13 protein-coding genes are annotated in these 15,002 nt (G+C 48.7%); all 13 read left to right on the top strand.

Annotated elements, in window-relative coordinates:
* Positions 1 to 18: 18 nt before the first annotated feature.
* The 13 genes from CFERDRAFT_RS02200 to CFERDRAFT_RS02140 all read left to right on the top strand — a co-directional run bounded on the left by CFERDRAFT_RS02200 (position 19) and on the right by CFERDRAFT_RS02140 (position 14,960).
* Positions 19 to 1,275 (top strand): class I SAM-dependent methyltransferase, encoded by a 1,257-nt coding sequence (locus CFERDRAFT_RS02200; RefSeq protein ID WP_040432918.1) that lies wholly within the window; start codon positions 19 to 21, stop codon positions 1,273 to 1,275.
* Positions 1,276 to 1,333: 58 nt separating this feature from the next.
* Complete coding sequence (locus CFERDRAFT_RS02195) at positions 1,334 to 3,412, top strand: B12-binding domain-containing radical SAM protein (RefSeq protein WP_006365565.1); 2,079 nt, start codon at positions 1,334 to 1,336, stop codon at positions 3,410 to 3,412.
* Positions 3,413 to 3,497: 85 nt separating this feature from the next.
* The gene (locus CFERDRAFT_RS02190) at positions 3,498 to 4,931 is read left to right on the top strand and encodes a PfkB family carbohydrate kinase (RefSeq protein ID WP_006365564.1); all 1,434 of its coding nucleotides are present in this window, start codon (positions 3,498 to 3,500) and stop codon (positions 4,929 to 4,931) included.
* Positions 4,931 to 5,623: a nucleotidyltransferase family protein gene (locus CFERDRAFT_RS02185; RefSeq protein WP_006365563.1), complete on the top strand. Its 693-nt coding sequence runs from the start codon at positions 4,931 to 4,933 to the stop codon at positions 5,621 to 5,623. The genes CFERDRAFT_RS02190 and CFERDRAFT_RS02185 overlap by 1 nt, the downstream gene beginning before the upstream one ends.
* A complete protein-coding gene (locus tag CFERDRAFT_RS02180) occupies positions 5,620 to 6,870 on the top strand; it encodes a TIGR04372 family glycosyltransferase (RefSeq protein WP_006365561.1) in 1,251 nt (416 codons plus the stop codon). The genes CFERDRAFT_RS02185 and CFERDRAFT_RS02180 overlap by 4 nt, the downstream gene beginning before the upstream one ends.
* Before the next feature lie 18 nt (positions 6,871 to 6,888).
* Positions 6,889 to 7,428: an HAD hydrolase family protein gene (locus CFERDRAFT_RS02175; RefSeq protein ID WP_006365560.1), complete on the top strand. Its 540-nt coding sequence runs from the start codon at positions 6,889 to 6,891 to the stop codon at positions 7,426 to 7,428.
* Entirely contained in the window at positions 7,425 to 8,594 is a 1,170-nt protein-coding gene (locus CFERDRAFT_RS02170) for a class II D-tagatose-bisphosphate aldolase non-catalytic subunit (protein WP_006365559.1), read from the top strand. Before CFERDRAFT_RS02175 ends, CFERDRAFT_RS02170 begins: the two co-directional genes overlap by 4 nt.
* On the top strand, positions 8,591 to 9,415 hold the full coding sequence (locus tag CFERDRAFT_RS02165) for a glycosyltransferase family protein (RefSeq protein WP_006365557.1): 825 nt from the start codon (positions 8,591 to 8,593) through the stop codon (positions 9,413 to 9,415). The genes CFERDRAFT_RS02170 and CFERDRAFT_RS02165 overlap by 4 nt, the downstream gene beginning before the upstream one ends.
* Positions 9,416 to 9,424: 9 nt before the next feature.
* On the top strand, positions 9,425 to 9,772 hold the full coding sequence (locus tag CFERDRAFT_RS02160) for a cupin domain-containing protein (RefSeq protein ID WP_006365555.1): 348 nt from the start codon (positions 9,425 to 9,427) through the stop codon (positions 9,770 to 9,772).
* Positions 9,769 to 11,337, top strand: coding sequence for a phosphotransferase (locus CFERDRAFT_RS02155; RefSeq protein ID WP_006365553.1), 1,569 nt, complete (start codon positions 9,769 to 9,771; stop codon positions 11,335 to 11,337). Before CFERDRAFT_RS02160 ends, CFERDRAFT_RS02155 begins: the two co-directional genes overlap by 4 nt.
* Positions 11,338 to 12,471 carry a class I SAM-dependent methyltransferase gene (locus CFERDRAFT_RS02150; protein ID WP_006365552.1) on the top strand — a complete coding sequence of 378 codons (1,134 nt, stop codon included), beginning with the start codon at positions 11,338 to 11,340 and terminating at the stop codon, positions 12,469 to 12,471. It begins immediately after the preceding gene.
* Positions 12,472 to 12,489: 18 nt separating this feature from the next.
* Positions 12,490 to 13,968, top strand: a complete 1,479-nt coding sequence (locus tag CFERDRAFT_RS11615; RefSeq protein WP_006365551.1) for an O-methyltransferase — start codon at positions 12,490 to 12,492, stop codon at positions 13,966 to 13,968.
* Positions 13,969 to 13,997: 29 nt separating this feature from the next.
* The gene (locus tag CFERDRAFT_RS02140; RefSeq protein WP_006365550.1) at positions 13,998 to 14,960 is read left to right on the top strand and encodes a glycosyltransferase; all 963 of its coding nucleotides are present in this window, start codon (positions 13,998 to 14,000) and stop codon (positions 14,958 to 14,960) included.
* Positions 14,961 to 15,002 lie beyond the last annotated feature (42 nt).

Genomic DNA, 15,002 nt, shown 5'->3' with positions numbered 1-15,002 from the left:
GGTGAACAAACAATATTTATGAAGCCATCTGTTAACCGTCGTGACTCCTGTCGCCTGTGCAGAGGCAAAAACCTTGAGCTTGTGCTGCCGGTTGCAGCCTCCCCGATAGCCGACGCATACATGCCGACAGAGCAGCTTGCCGCAGCACAGCCACTCTATCCTCTTGATTTATATCTCTGTAACGACTGTGGTCACATCCAGAATATTGATGTTGTTGACCCCGACCTGTTATTTCGCGACTATATTTTTGTGACATCAGCTTCTCAGGGACTGGTAGAACACTATCGTCGTTATGCCGACGAGGTCACGGTTGATTTTTCGGTTCGGCCGGGTTCTCTTGTTGTTGAAATAGGCAGTAATGACGGCTCACTCCTTGGATTTTTCAAGGCGAAGGGGCTTCGGGTTCTGGGCGTTGATCCGGCGCGGCGCATTGCCGAAGAGGCAACGGCCGGTGGAATAGCCACGCTGCCCGAATTTTTCACCTCAACACTGGCTGAAGAGCTGCGCAGGGAACACGGCCCTGCAGCAATTATTGCCGCCAACAATGTTTTTGCGCATGCCGACAACCTGTCGGATATCGTCAGAGGAGTACACTCGCTTCTTGCCGATGACGGGGTGTTTGTTTTTGAGGTATCCTACCTTCCGGATATTGTTGACCGGTTTCTCTTCGATACAGTCTATCATGAACATGTTTCCTACCACTCGCTTGCACCACTGGCGGTTTTTTTTGAAGGTCTCGGTATGCAGCTTTTTGATGTGCAGCGTATCAGCTCAAAAGGAGGTTCAATCCGGGGATTTGCGCAACGCATCCCGGAAGGCCGGCGCAGGGTGAATTCCCGGGTTACGGAAATGCTTGCTGAGGAGGCACGGCGTGAGTTTTCACGTCCCGCGCTCTATCAGCGGTATGGTATTGAGATATCGAGGCGCAAGAGGGCACTCGCTGAAGTCATTGATGCCGCTCTCGCTGCTGGCCAGAGTGTTGCGGGTTATGGAGCCTCAACCACGGTTACCACACTGATGTGGCACTTTGATCTGACGCAAAAGCTGGAATTTCTTGCAGATGATAATCCGCGCAAGCAGGGACTATTTGCTCCGGCTTGCTGTTTGCCGGTTCTCTCCTCTGACGAACTCTATACACGTAAACCTGATTATGTTGTCATTCTTGCATGGAACTATGCGGAACCGATCATGAAACGGCATCATCGCTATCTTGACGAGGGCGGGGTTTTCATTGTCCCGCTGCCTGAACTTCAGTTGATAAGGGCTGGCAAGTGATAAAACATTGATTGCCATCAGCGCAACATACCATCAAAACAACTATTCAGGGTAGTGAATGAAATCAGGCATTGAAAAAAGTACAAGTTTTCAAAAGAACCCTGCGGCAAATCCGTTCAAGGTCTTTCTGGTTGAGCTGACGCACACCTTCATTACCGTGGATGCGAAGAATACTCCGCTTGCTATCGGTTATCTTGCCGGATATCTGAAAAAGCATCTTCATTCAGCTGTTTCAGTAGAACTTTTCAAGTATCCCCGGAATCTCAATGATTCTCTGAAGGCGGGTTGTCCGGAGATCATTGCTTTTTCCAATTACATGTGGAATGAGGAACTCAGCTGCGCTTTCGCAAAAAGAGTCAAGGAGATCTCTCCCAAAACAGTGGTGGTCTTTGGTGGACCAAACTATCCCGTGGATGAACTTGAGCAGATGCAATATTTAAGCACTCACCCTGAAATTGATTTCTACATTGAAGGGGAGGGCGAAGTTGCCTTTTATTTACTTGTTGATATGCTTATACGGCATAAGTTTGAACCTGACAGCAAAGAGTACAGAGAGATAGCCGGGGTTCACTGCAATTCACAAAACCACATTTTTACAAATAGCCCAGCCAAAAGAATCAGTGATATTGAGGACAATATCCCGTCACCCTATCTCGATGGCCTGCTGGACGAATTCTTTGACAAGAATTTGACCCCTCTTCTGCAGACAAGCAGAGGCTGCCCCTACTCATGCACTTTCTGTCATGATGGAGCAACCTACTCTTCGAAGACCTGTCATTTCAGCGTTGAAAGAGTAAAAGCCGAACTGCAGTATGTGGCTCAAAGAACCCAGGTTCCGTCATTGACTTTAGCTGATTTGAACTGGGGAATATTTCCGCAGGATCTTCATATCGCGCATGAGATAAAAAAAACACAGGAGCTGCATGGCTGGCCGTTAAGTATCCAGACTGCTACCGACAAGAATAACAAGGAACGTATTGTTGAAATGAGCAGGGTTCTTGGTAATGCGATGATTATCGGCGCCTCAATACAGTCAAGTGATGAGGATGTCCTGAAAAATGTGAAACGCCAGAATATCGGTTATGCCGCTATTGTCAAAATGGCAAAAGAGTCCTCTAACACAGAGTCGGTCACATTTACCGAGATAATCCTTTGTTTGCCGGGTGATACGAGAGAAAAACATATGAAGGCCGTATTTGATATGCTCGATGCCGGTATACAGGATATCAATCTGTATCAATATATCCTGCTGCCGGGTACGGAGGGTGCGACATCCGAGAGCAGGAAATTATTTAAGTATCAGACTGCATATCGAGTCATCCCGAGATGTTTCGGGGTGTATGATATTTTGGGCAAAGAGATAATGGTTACGGAAATACATGAGGTTGTTGTCGGGAATTCTACCATGCCTCACGAGGATTATCTTGAGTGCCGCAGATTTGATCTTACATTGATGCTCTTTAACAACGGGCAGATTCTTGATGAATTATACCGTTCGATAGCGCATTTAGGCATTAACAGGTCAGCAGTGATTGCAATGGTTCACCGACGGGCCACAGCAGTTGACTCTGATCTGTATGATGTTTATGAAGCCTACCGTGAGGATGAAGAATCCAACTTCTGGGCATCAAAAAATGAACTCATCCATTTCCTTCGTCATGAGGGAGGCTATGAACTCTACGTTTCAGGTGATCGTGGACGCAATCAGCTTCATTACTGGAAAAGTGTGGTTATCTTTTCCCGACTCGCCTCACTGCTTGACTGTGCGTTTTCCTGTGTCAAAGAGATTTTGATCCAGAAGGGTTTGTTGAATTCCGTAACCACGCGTTATCTGGACGAACTGGCCGCGTTCATTCTTTTGAAGAAGGGTGATCCTACACTGATTCATGAATCCTTTACCTGTGAAGCCTCCTTTGATTTTTCAGCGCTTGAGAAATCAGCGTATGCCATGAACCCTTTTGAAGAGGGCGAAAACGGGAAATACAGGTTCAGGCTGGCTCACAGGGAAGAGCGGAAAAAAAATATTTTAGCTTACTTTGACCAGTATGGTTCCGATCTTAGAGGGTTAGCTCATTTGACCCACAGATATCCGGCCAGGATTCTTCACCGGGAAGTAGAACTTATTGGTCAGAACTGACCGGCGATTTTCCGGGTTAACGGGGCGGCTTTTTGAATGCCGTGCTCTCCACCCCTGTGGATAAAAAACACGAAAAAATCTTTTTATGACTGAACGTGTGGTACTGGTTTCCGGACACTTTAATATCCTTCACCCCGGTCATCTTCGCCTGCTGCGCTATGCCAAAGAGTGCGGAGATCGTCTGGTTGTAGCGGTCGAGAGTGATCGTATTGCGGGCAATGCTGCGCATGTACCTGAAATCCTGCGGCTGGAAGGTGTGCAAAGTAATAACTGGGTTAATGAGGCATTCATTGCCGATGAGCCTATTACCGAAGTTATCAGTCGCATACGTCCCGATATCGTAGTCAAGGGCAAGGAACATGAACTGCGTTTCAATCCTGAGCTGGCGGTGCTGGAGAGCTACGGAGGCAGGCTTTTGTTCAGTTCCGGTGAGATGGTCTTCTCTTCACTTGACCTGATCCGCAAGGAATTCAAAAATATTGATACCAAGTCCATCACGCTGCCGAATGAGTATCTGGCCCGTCACGGGGTGACAAAGGAACGGCTCACCTATTTGCTGCAGCAGTTTTCCCGACTGAAGGTCTGTGTCATCGGAGACCTGATTATTGATGAGTATATCACCTGTCATCCGCTGGGAATGTCGCAGGAAGACACCACCATCGTAGTCATGCCGGTTGATACCACCCGTTTTATCGGCGGGGCGGGAATTGTTGCGGCTCATGCCGCCGGTCTGGGAGCATCTGTACGGTTTATTTCAGTTACCGGCAATGATACAGTCAGGGAATTTGCAATTGCCGGATTTGCCGAATCCGGCGTAGAGGCCCGGTTACTGGTTGATGAAAGTCGGCCGACGACGCTCAAGCAGCGCTATCGCAGCAAGGGGAAAAGTCTGCTGCGTGTCAGCCATCTGCACCAGGGGGCGATATCGGTATCCCTGCAGGAGCAGATGCTCCAGGAGCTGGAAGAGGTCATAGAGGAAATCGATCTGCTCGTATTTTCTGATTTTAATTACGGATGCCTGCCGCAGGCGCTGGTCGAGCGAATTGTTGCCATTGCCGCAGCAAGGGGAGTTGTTCTGGCTGCCGACAGCCAGTCCTCTTCCCAGGTTGGCGATATAAGCCGCTTCAGGGGTATGGATCTGCTTACACCAACTGAGCGTGAAGCGCGTATAAGTACCCGAAATCGTGAAGACGGGCTTGTTGTTCTGGCTGAACAGCTTCGCCAGCAGGCATCAGCCAATAATATTCTTCTCAAACTGGGGGAAGAGGGCCTTCTGATTCATGCCGGGGACGGCAAGGCGGATGAATGGCTGACTGACCGGGTAGACGCGCTGAACTCCATTCCCAAGGATGTTGCCGGCGCCGGAGACTCGCTGCTCATTACAAGCGCCATGACGATGGCAAGCAGGGGCAATATCTGGGAGGCGGCTTTTCTGGGCTCTCTGGCTGCAGCAGTGCAGGTTGGTCGTGTAGGCAATACACCCATCCAGAGCCAGGAGCTGTTACGGGAGCTCATCTGATGCGCGCCCTTCTTCTTGCAGCAGGCTGCGGCACCCGTCTTCGACCATTGACGAATGTGATGCCCAAATGCCTTGTTCCTGTCAAAGGTAAGCCGCTTCTGGAGATATGGCTTGACCGCCTGACCAGGGCAGGAGCAGGCCCTTTTCTTGTCAACACGCATTATCTTGCAGAGCAGGTGGAGCGTTTTGTTGATGCAAGCCCTTTCCGTGAACAGGTTACACTGGTTCATGAGCCGGAGCTGCTCGGCACAGCAGGTACGCTCGTTGCGAATCTTCATTTTTTTCAGGGTCGTGAAGGAATGCTGATTCATGCCGACAACTACTCTCTTGCGGATCTCTCTGCCTTCATGGAGGCACACCGGCAGCGGCCTGAGGAGTGCGTCATGACCATGATGACCTTTCGTACCGACAGGCCCTCGACCTGCGGGATTGTTGAACTGGACGGGCGGGGTGTCGTTGCGGGCTTTTACGAAAAAGATCCCGATTTCCACGGCAATCTCGCAAATGGAGCCGTCTACATTCTTTCATCCGATTTTCTTGAGATGATTGGCCGTGACCTGGGCTCGGCAAAAGATTTCAGCACGGAAGTGCTGGGAGGGCTGATGGGGAGGATTTACACCTATGAGACCCGGGAGGTTTTTCTGGATGTGGGAACGCCGGAGATGTATAACAGGGCTAATACCGAGGCATGAGCTTGCTTTCTTCCCTCTCCGGCCAGATCAGTCAGGTTCGCGATGGCGGTCTGAAAATTGTTTTCAGAAAACTGAGAACCTTGATAACCTACCTGTTTAATTGTGTTTTCGGCGGAGCTATAGTTCTGGTTGCCTCTCTTGCAAGGCCGTTCATTACCATCAGGTTCGGTTCTCTTTTTACATCGAGGATAGGGCATCTTGCCTTTAACATGGATAACTATCTCGCCTCCAGACGCGCAAGAAACAGTCGTGAATGGGGTGTTTTTAAAACAGACAGGCATATTTCGAATCTGACGATATTCGAGCATTGGCGCCGGCAGGAACATCTTCTCATCAGTAACGTTGCGGCGCTGCCCTTTTTTTTTCTGGAGAAATTTTTTCCGGATTCGCCAATGCTGATATCCTATAAAAAGGAGCTGTCGTATGAAACTGCATACGATTCACTTTGCTCCACTTCCCCCTCTTTCTTCAGGTTTACGGCCGTTGAAGAGCAGCAAGGCAAAAAGCTGCTGAGTGATTTCGGCATCAACGGTCCGTTCGTCTGTTTCCATAACAGGGATTCGGCCTACCTCTCTTTTTTTGGTGATGACGGCAACCTGCATGATTTCAGGGATTTTGAATTTGATGATTACCGGCTTGCAATTGAATCGATTGTACGGCTGAATATTTACGCATTGAGGCTTGGCGAGATAGTTGCAAAAAAATCAGCTCTTGATTTGCCGCTTTTTCAGGAGCTTACCGGGTCAAAGAGGAGAGATTTTTTTGAAATTTATCTGATGTCGAAATGTCTCTTTTTTGTTGGAGGAAATACCGGGTTTTCAAATGTTGCCCGTATTATGAGGAAACCGCAGCTCATTGTTAATTTCCTTCCATTCAGGATCAGAGAATTGACCATCTACTCGGAAAATTCACTCTTTATCCCGAAAAAGCTGTATAAAGTCAAAGAGGGGAGATATCTGCGCTACAGGGAAATGAACGCCCTGCCTTATGATATTCACTATAAAGGCGATTTTTTTGCCGATCATGGTATCCGGATTGAGAACAATACGCCTGAAGAGATTGAAGATGCTGTGCTGGAAATGCACTCCCGTACAGAGGGATCATGGGTTGATTCAGAAGCACAGCAGCAGCTTCAAAATCAATTCTGGAACTCTCTCGGTGACGAACCCGGTCTGAATCTGCTGCATCGTGCATTAAAGTCAACAATCAGCAGTACCTTTCTTGAGAGGAACCGAAGCCTTCTCTAATTTTTCATTTGCCGATACATGAGTCCTGTTGAAAAATTCACTCCGCAATGCTTTATTCTTGATGTCGACGGGGTCCTGACCACCGGTCAGTTTTACTATACTGATAAAGGAAAGATCATGAAGGTTTTTGGTCCTGACGACAATGACGGCCTTTCACTGCTCAGGCAGCATGTTGAGATTCGTTTCGTTACGGGCGACAAAAAAGGGTATCCTATTACACAAAAGCGGGTTGTTGACGACATGAAATTTCCTCTTGATCTGGTCAGCACAATACATCGCCTGGATTGGATCAAGGAACGTTACCAGCCTGAAAAGGTTATCTATATGGGTGACGGTATTTTTGATCACTACGTCATGCGCAAGGTCGGCTATGCGATTGCTCCGGCCAATGCCGACAAGCTTGCCCTGCAGCACGCCCATTTCGTAACTGAGCGATCAGGAGGTGAGCGTGCTGTGGCGGAGGCCTGCCTGCATCTTCTGGAGAAATTTTTTACACCCTACAATCCGGATGCCCTTCCCGGTCTGCAAGGTAAACTTTCAGGGGAGTGGGCCGTATGATTCGTCAGAGACTCGATTCATTCATGCAAAAGAGGCGATGCACCCTGCTTGGTGTCGGCCCTATGAGCGTCAATTGTATTGATGCCGCCATTGAGTTGTCCAATGAACATGAAGTTCCGATAATACTCATTGCCAGCCGCCGTCAGATTGACTCCGAAGAGTTCGGCGGCGGATACGTCAATAACTGGACAACGGCAGAGTTTGCCCGCAATGTTATCGAGCGTGATAAAAAAGGAAAGATACTTCTTGCCCGGGATCACGGCGGCCCATGGCAGAACACCAAAGAGCGGGATGAAAATCTCAGTCTGAGGCGTGCGATGGAATCGGCAAAGTCCTCATATCGTGCCGATCTTGAAGCCGGTTTCCAGATTTTGCACATCGACACGAGCGTTGATATTCATGGCACTCCCGGTATCGACGAAGTTCTGGAACGCATTTTTGAACTCTACGAGTTCTGCTGGAGTGAAGCTCAACAGTTACGTCAGGATATCATTTTTGAAATCGGTACCGAAGAGCAGAGCGGAACGACCAACAACCAGGAGGAGCTGGATTACACGCTCAATGCAGTGCAGCAGTTCTGTAAAAAATTCCATCTTCCCCCGCCCGCTTTCGTGGTCATTCAATGCGGCACCCGTGTTATGGAAACACGCAATATCGGTTCATTTGACAGTCCGGTCCGGGTTGCTGATGAACTTCCGGCAGAGATTCAACTTCCGAAAATGATTGAGATCTGCAATCGCTATGGCATTCTGATGAAGGAGCATAATACCGACTATCTCTCCGATGAAGCTCTGCACTGGCATCCCCGTCTGGGTATTCATGCCGCAAATGTCGCACCCGAGTTCGGTGTGACGGAAAGCCGCGCACTGCTGGAAATCCTTGAGGCAAACGGGCTTTCCGCTCTTTCGGAGCGCTTCCTGCAAATAGCCTATGAGTCTGATAAATGGCAGAAATGGATGCTGCCGGACTCACGGGCAACAGACCGTGACAAGGCCATTATTGCAGGGCACTACATTTTTTCAATGCCTGCATGTGTTGACCTGAAAAAAGAGGCATCTCAGGCGCTTGCCGCCAGGGGCATGGAACTTGATCTCCACCTGAAGATGCGGGTCAAGCAAAGCATCCTTCGCTATCTTCGTAACTTCCGACTGGTGAGGTCTCTGTGAAACGCATAGCAACTATCATTCTTGATCGAAACCTGCCCGAGGTGACCGACCGGCTCTACGATCATCTCGTGCAGCATGACGGTGACATGACGGATGTTTTTGTTGTCGAAGCCGGCTCCGATGCAGATCGTCTTTCAGCGCATACAACCTGGTATGCAGACTGGCCCGATGCCTTGATTCACGGGTTGCGCTACTCTCGAGGCATGAATTACGGATTGAGCGAGTTATGGAAAGATGGGCGCTTCAGTCAATATGATGCGTTTTTTCTTCTGACGAACGATACCGAATTGCAGTGTGCGCCCACGTTGTCACCGCTTGTTGATATTCTGGATCATCATCCCCGTGTGGGTATTCTTTCTCCCTGCTCCCGTCGCTGGGGAGAGCGGCTGCTGCTGCGCGAGCAGTCAACAAAATATTTCTGGTTCATCCATAATAACGCCTACCTTCTCCGCCGTGAATTTGTGGAATCCATCTGCAATGAGGAGCAGCCGGACTTCATGCATTTTCTTTTTGACGGCTCAAACTTCCGGGGCTACGGTGCTGAAAGCGAGCTGATTGCAAAGGCCTATGCAAATGACTGGGCGGCGGCAATTACCGCGGAGGTGTGGGCAGGGGAGAATGAGTCGCATCTTGTTAATCGGGCTGACCTTATCAAGACAGAGGGCTATGAGAAAAATCTGGAGCTTTATGTTGCCGAAGGCCGTCAATGGATGCGCAAAAAGTACGGGTTCAACAGCCGTTGGTCCATGCAGCACTATGTAAAAAGCTTTTATGACAGCTTCTTTGAATTTCATCCTGAGTACAACGCTTTCCGGATTTAGGAATCTAATATGCAAATCATTGAAAAGCCATGGGGCAGTGAAGAGGTTATTGAGCTCAATAACCGCTATATGATGAAAAAGCTCACCATGCATGCCGGGCATCGCTGCAGCCTTCAGTATCATAATGTCAAATGCGAAACCATCTATGTCCTGGCCGGACAGCTTCGAATCTACTCCGGCAAAACACAGGATGATCTGACCTCAAAAGTCTACGGCCCTGACGACACCATTACCCTTCCTCCCGGTATTGTGCACCGGATGGAGGCTGTTAAAGATAGCGTCTACCTTGAAGCCAGCACTCCCGAGATGGATGATGTTGTTCGCCTTGTGGACGACTATCAGCGGGCATCTCAATGAGCTATCGTGTCTGTATTCCGGCAGCAGGAACCGGCTCGCGGCTTGGAGATCTGACCCGGTATCTCAACAAGTCACTGGTCGGTATAGCTAACCGGCCGGTATTGTCACATCTGATAGAGCAGTTTCCTGCAGAGACCGGGTTTGTCATTGCCCTTGGATATAAAGGGGCCCTGATTCGTGAATTCCTTGAACTTGCCTATCCGGAGCGTCAATTCTACTTTGCAGAAGTCGAACCGTTTGAAGGCCCTGGCTCCGGGCTCGGCTTAAGCCTTCTTGCCTGCAGCCGCTGGCTTCAGCAGCCATTCATATTCATCTCCTGCGATACTCTGGTCAAAGAGACAATTCCGGCTCCTGATCATAACTGGATGGCCTTTGCAGAGAGAGCGGAGCTTGATGCATATCGAACCCTTGCACTGGATAATGGTTATGTCTCTGCGATCTGTGAAAAAGGCGAGGGACGGGAGGGTTCGCATAAACCCTATATAGGACTGGCCGGAATTCATGACTTTCAAGCCTTCTGGAGAGCTATGGAGCAGGGTGGGGCTGTTGCCATCCAGACAGGTGAGGCGCATGGCATGCGCGAGCTGCTGACACGCCGGATAAGGGCTTATGAGTTTACCTGGCACGATACCGGCAGCAGAGAGGCCCTTGCTCTGGCAAGGGAGAGCTATCGGGAATCCGGTTCGCCGAATATACTTGAGAAGGCAAATGAGGCGATCTGGTTTGTGGAAAAGAGGGTTATCAAATTTTCCGATGATCAGGATTTTATAGCCAACAGGGTCAAACGCGCTGATGAGCTGAAAGGCTTTATTCCTGAAGTGACAGGTGTACAGCCGCACATGTACTGCTATTCGCTGGTTGAGGGAAGGGTGCTTTCAGAAGTGGCAACACTCCCCCTTTTTGATCAGTTACTCCGGCACTGCAGCTCTTTCTGGACCCGAAAAGCACTCCAGGCTGATAGCGCTCTCGTATTCAAGCGCACATGCATGCGTTTTTACCGCGACAAAACATTTGAACGGGTCGAACTCTTCTACCGGAATTGTTCAAAGCAAGATCGTAGAGAACCGATCAATGGCATCCCGATGCCGGAACTTGGAACGTTACTGCACTCGATTGACTGGGAGTGGCTTGCAGATGGACTTCCGGGCCGTTTTCACGGAGACTTTCATTTTGAGAACATTCTGTGGGATGCTGCTGCCCGGAAATTCACCTTTCTCGACTGGCGTCAGGATTTCGGCGGCAACCTCGTTACCGGCGACATCTACTACGATTTTGCCAAATTGCTCCATGGCTTGATTATCAGTCATGAGCTCATCGCCGGAGATTTTTATTCGGTTGAATGGCGCGAGGATGCGATAGACTATGATTTTCACCGCAAACAGATTCATGTGGAGTGTGAAAGGCGTTTCGGCGAGTGGCTCGAAGCAGAAGGCTATGACTATAAGAAAGTGAGGGTGCTGACTTCACTGATCTACCTGAATATTGCCGCGCTTCATCACTATCCCTACAACCTCTTTCTCTTTGCACTTGGCAAGGCAATGCTAAAAACGGAGATGGAAAAATAAATGAACTTGATTGAACGAAATGTTGATGTCGTAACTGGCAGCACAAACGTAGAGGTTTTGCACTCTATTGCTGAGTTTCCGGTATTTATGGGAAGTGTCGATCAATCTTTCGAGACGGATCTATTTGCAGAACAGTCCTGGTCCATCAGCAGGGATACGGGGATTCTTCAATTAGCCAGGCTCATACCGTTAGATATTTTATATCAATCACAGCATGCAGGTGCAGTCGGCGGAATTTGGATGGAGCATCACCGTCAGTTTTCAGAATTCCTTAAAAGCTTTTCGCCTTTATCGGTGCTTGAGGTGGGCGGAGCGCATGGAATTCTTGCCAAACTCTATCACGCATTCAACCCCATTCCCTGGGCAATTCTTGAGCCGAACCCGGCGCCTGTAGATGGATGCAAGGCACGTTTTATAAAAGGTTTTTTTGATGACCGCTTTACCTACCCGGAGTACTTCGATACGGTCGTGCATTCTCATGTATTTGAGCATATCTATGAACCGGACCTCTTTATGCGTCATCTTTCGGGGTTCATTGCTGAAGGCAAACACCTTGTTTTTTCGGTACCCAACATGCAGGTGATGCTTGAACGCAAATACACGAACTGCATCAATTTCGAACACACGGTTTTTCTCACTGAACCCTACATCGAATACCTGCTGGCAAAGCACGGGTTCAAACTGCTGGCAAAGGAGTATTTTCTTGAAGACCACAGCATTTTCTATGCGACTGTGCGCGACAAGGCCGTGCGGCCGATTACGCTTCCGCCGGATCTTTATGAAAAAAACAGGCAGCTCTATCTTGATTATGTAAACTACCACAGGGAGCTGATCACGGATTTGAACAGCAGAATAGCTGCTACCCCGAATCCGCTCTACCTTTTCGGCGCGCATATATTTGCCCAGTATCTGATAGCCTTCGGCCTTGACACATCCCGGATTGTCAGCCTGCTGGACAATGATCCGCAAAAACAGGGCAAACGCCTCTATGGAACACGCCTCACCGTTTGCTCCCCGAAAGTATTGCGGGAGGTGAAAGAACCGGTGGTCATCCTCAAGGCAGGAGTCTACAACAAGGAGATCAAGGAGGATATTCTGGGAAATATCAATCCCGATGTCCTGTTCCTTGAGTAAAACATCTGTCCGGAGACTATGGAAACAGTGGTCAGTATATTTGCAAATTTTTTTATCGACAACGAGGAGCGACTTCAGCGGCTGAAGGACTCCTATGCATCAATGTCAAGCCTGCACAACCTGAACTGGGTTGTCAACATCAGGGGCGGTTTCAGGCGTGAGGCTGCTGCTGTATTGAAAAGCAATAAAAATATTGCCATTTACCATCTGAACAGCATTGACGGATGGTTTTATGATACCGCGAACCTCTTCCGTCAAGTCCGGTCAAAATATGTCCTGTTGTGGATTGAAGACCATATCTGCATGCGTCCGGAAAAAGTTGTACCGGTAGTTGAGGAGATGAATTCAGCGGATGCGGATGTGCTGACCTATACCTTCTGGCAGGGCGGAAAGATGCAGCGGCGTTATGGCGGTGTACCTAAAAAAAATGGCGGTGAAATTGACGTTTTTGAACATACGAGTGCAAATAACGGGGTAATCCAGAAAAATGAAGGCGGAAGTTATCTGGTTTCCTACGCATCGATCATTAAATCCGATCTTGTCCGGAAAATTCTCATTGAAAAAAAAAGCGATACTCTCTGGCCGAAAGAGACGCCGTTTAATTTCGAGATAACTCCGGGGGATGAGAAATGGCTTCCGCTGAAGCGTGCAGTTCCTCAGTATGAGTTGTTTGCAGTTATTGATGATGATCACGGCAGTGACTCTGACTCGCTGATTTCTCGTAATCTCTATCCAAACCGCCAGGAAAGGCAATCCTATGCAATTCCCCGGTCGGAATCCAGAATCATGAGAGTTTCAAAAAGGCTGCTTACTCCGTTACGTAAAACATGGAGCTATCGAAAGGCAGTTCAGAATCTTGCGGTACTTTCGCATCACAGAGTCGGGTATTTAAAATCCCTGATATTTGAAAATTACTGTTTGAACAGCGGAGTTGCGTGGATAAACTATAAAGCCCAGGACTTTCTTATTGACTACGTGAAACCCGGGATGAAGGTTTTTGAGTATGGTATCGGCGGGAGTACCTTTTTTTTTCTTGCCAATAACTGCGCTCTGCATACAGTGGAACACAATGCCGAATACTATGAAAAAATGCTTGCCCGACTCAAGGGCAACAAGGGCAATTTTCTGCACGATCTGAAGTTGCCGGAGGTAAGTGAGTCACAAATAGAGCATGACCCCTCGGATCCGGACCTCTGTCACTCTTCTGATTATCCCGGCTACACCTTTACAGCTTACAGGGATGTTATTCTCTCTTATCCGGACAGCACGTTTGATCTTGTCATGATTGACGGAAGAGCCCGTACTTCCTGCTTGAAAGCAGCAATTAAAAAAGTCAAGCCAGGCGGTATTATCGTTCTCGACAACAGTGACAGGAGTTACTATACCGAGAACCTGCTCAATCACCTTTCCGGGTTTCGTGCTGCAATATTCAGAGGGCCGACTCCCGGATTACTGCATTGGGAGACAACAACCATCTATGAGAAAACGCTGAATTGACAGATCATCTTTCTTTCCGGTTTTCGCAAATGCCGTCACCAGTGGCTCTTTTTGTCTATGCACGGCCGGAGCATACCCGCAGAACATTGAGTGCTCTTCAGCAAAATGTGCTTGCTGAAGAGAGTGATTTGATAATTTATTCCGATGCGGCTCGTTCCCGGGAACAGCATGATGCAGTTCGAGAGGTTCGTGCACTTCTGGAAACAGTAACAGGCTTTCGCTCTCTCACCATTGTTCACCGGCCGGAAAACTTTGGACTGGCTAAATCCATTATTACCGGAGTGACAGAGGTACTTGAAAAGTCAGTAAGGGTCATTGTTCTGGAAGATGACATGGTTACCTCACCCTATTTTCTCAGCTTCATGAATGGGGCATTGGATCTTTATGCCCATAATGAGTGTGTTGCAAGCATTCACGGCTACCAGTATCCGGTTCGAGAGAAACTACCCGAAACCTTTTTTCTCCCTGGAGCGGATTGCTGGGGATGGGCAACATGGCGGCGCGCATGGGCCATGTTCAATCCTGACGGGCAGTATCTATTGGATGAACTTCATCGACGCAAGATGACCAGGGCGTTTAACCTGAACGGGGCTTACCCATATTCGAAGATGCTGGAAAATCAGATTAACGGGAAGAATGATTCCTGGGCCATACGCTGGTATGCATCAACGTTTCTTGCAGGCAAGCTGACCCTCTACCCCGGTCGCAGTCTGGTTCAGAATATCGGTAATGACCTCTCCGGAGCGCACAGTGGGGCCACTTCCAAGTATGATACCAGGCTGAGTGAAACGCCAATTGCTCTGCATGATATCCCTGTTGAGCCCTCACACAGGGGGATGAAAGCAAACGAGAGGTTCCACCGTCGGCTTCAGCCATTGTTCAGACGAATTGCATACCGTTTGATGCCCGCCAGCGGAATAACCATAGTCAAAAAATATTTGCATATTTTTTATGACAGAAATCCGGAAAAAGGTATTACTCTCAAACGCTGATTACATGAGCCCTGAACGTGATCGGCAGCATTAATCAACTTC

It is taken from the genome of Chlorobium ferrooxidans DSM 13031 (assembly GCF_000168715.1).
Classification (GTDB): Bacteria; Bacteroidota; Chlorobiia; order Chlorobiales; family Chlorobiaceae; genus Chlorobium; species Chlorobium ferrooxidans.
This window is presented reverse-complemented; position numbering and strand designations above follow the sequence as displayed.

Coding starts and splice junctions, on each gene's coding strand:
- CFERDRAFT_RS02150 (WP_006365552.1), top strand. CDS start 11,338: ATGAACTTGATTGAACGAAATGTTGATGTCGTAACTGGCAGCACAAAC.
- CFERDRAFT_RS02160 (WP_006365555.1), top strand. CDS start 9,425: ATGCAAATCATTGAAAAGCCATGGGGCAGTGAAGAGGTTATTGAGCTC.
- CFERDRAFT_RS02140 (WP_006365550.1), top strand. CDS start 13,998: ATGCCGTCACCAGTGGCTCTTTTTGTCTATGCACGGCCGGAGCATACC.
- CFERDRAFT_RS02155 (WP_006365553.1), top strand. CDS start 9,769: ATGAGCTATCGTGTCTGTATTCCGGCAGCAGGAACCGGCTCGCGGCTT.
- CFERDRAFT_RS02190 (WP_006365564.1), top strand. CDS start 3,498: ATGACTGAACGTGTGGTACTGGTTTCCGGACACTTTAATATCCTTCAC.
- CFERDRAFT_RS11615 (WP_006365551.1), top strand. CDS start 12,490: ATGGAAACAGTGGTCAGTATATTTGCAAATTTTTTTATCGACAACGAG.
- CFERDRAFT_RS02195 (WP_006365565.1), top strand. CDS start 1,334: ATGAAATCAGGCATTGAAAAAAGTACAAGTTTTCAAAAGAACCCTGCG.
- CFERDRAFT_RS02175 (WP_006365560.1), top strand. CDS start 6,889: ATGAGTCCTGTTGAAAAATTCACTCCGCAATGCTTTATTCTTGATGTC.
- CFERDRAFT_RS02180 (WP_006365561.1), top strand. CDS start 5,620: ATGAGCTTGCTTTCTTCCCTCTCCGGCCAGATCAGTCAGGTTCGCGAT.
- CFERDRAFT_RS02170 (WP_006365559.1), top strand. CDS start 7,425: ATGATTCGTCAGAGACTCGATTCATTCATGCAAAAGAGGCGATGCACC.
- CFERDRAFT_RS02200 (WP_040432918.1), top strand. CDS start 19: ATGAAGCCATCTGTTAACCGTCGTGACTCCTGTCGCCTGTGCAGAGGC.
- CFERDRAFT_RS02185 (WP_006365563.1), top strand. CDS start 4,931: ATGCGCGCCCTTCTTCTTGCAGCAGGCTGCGGCACCCGTCTTCGACCA.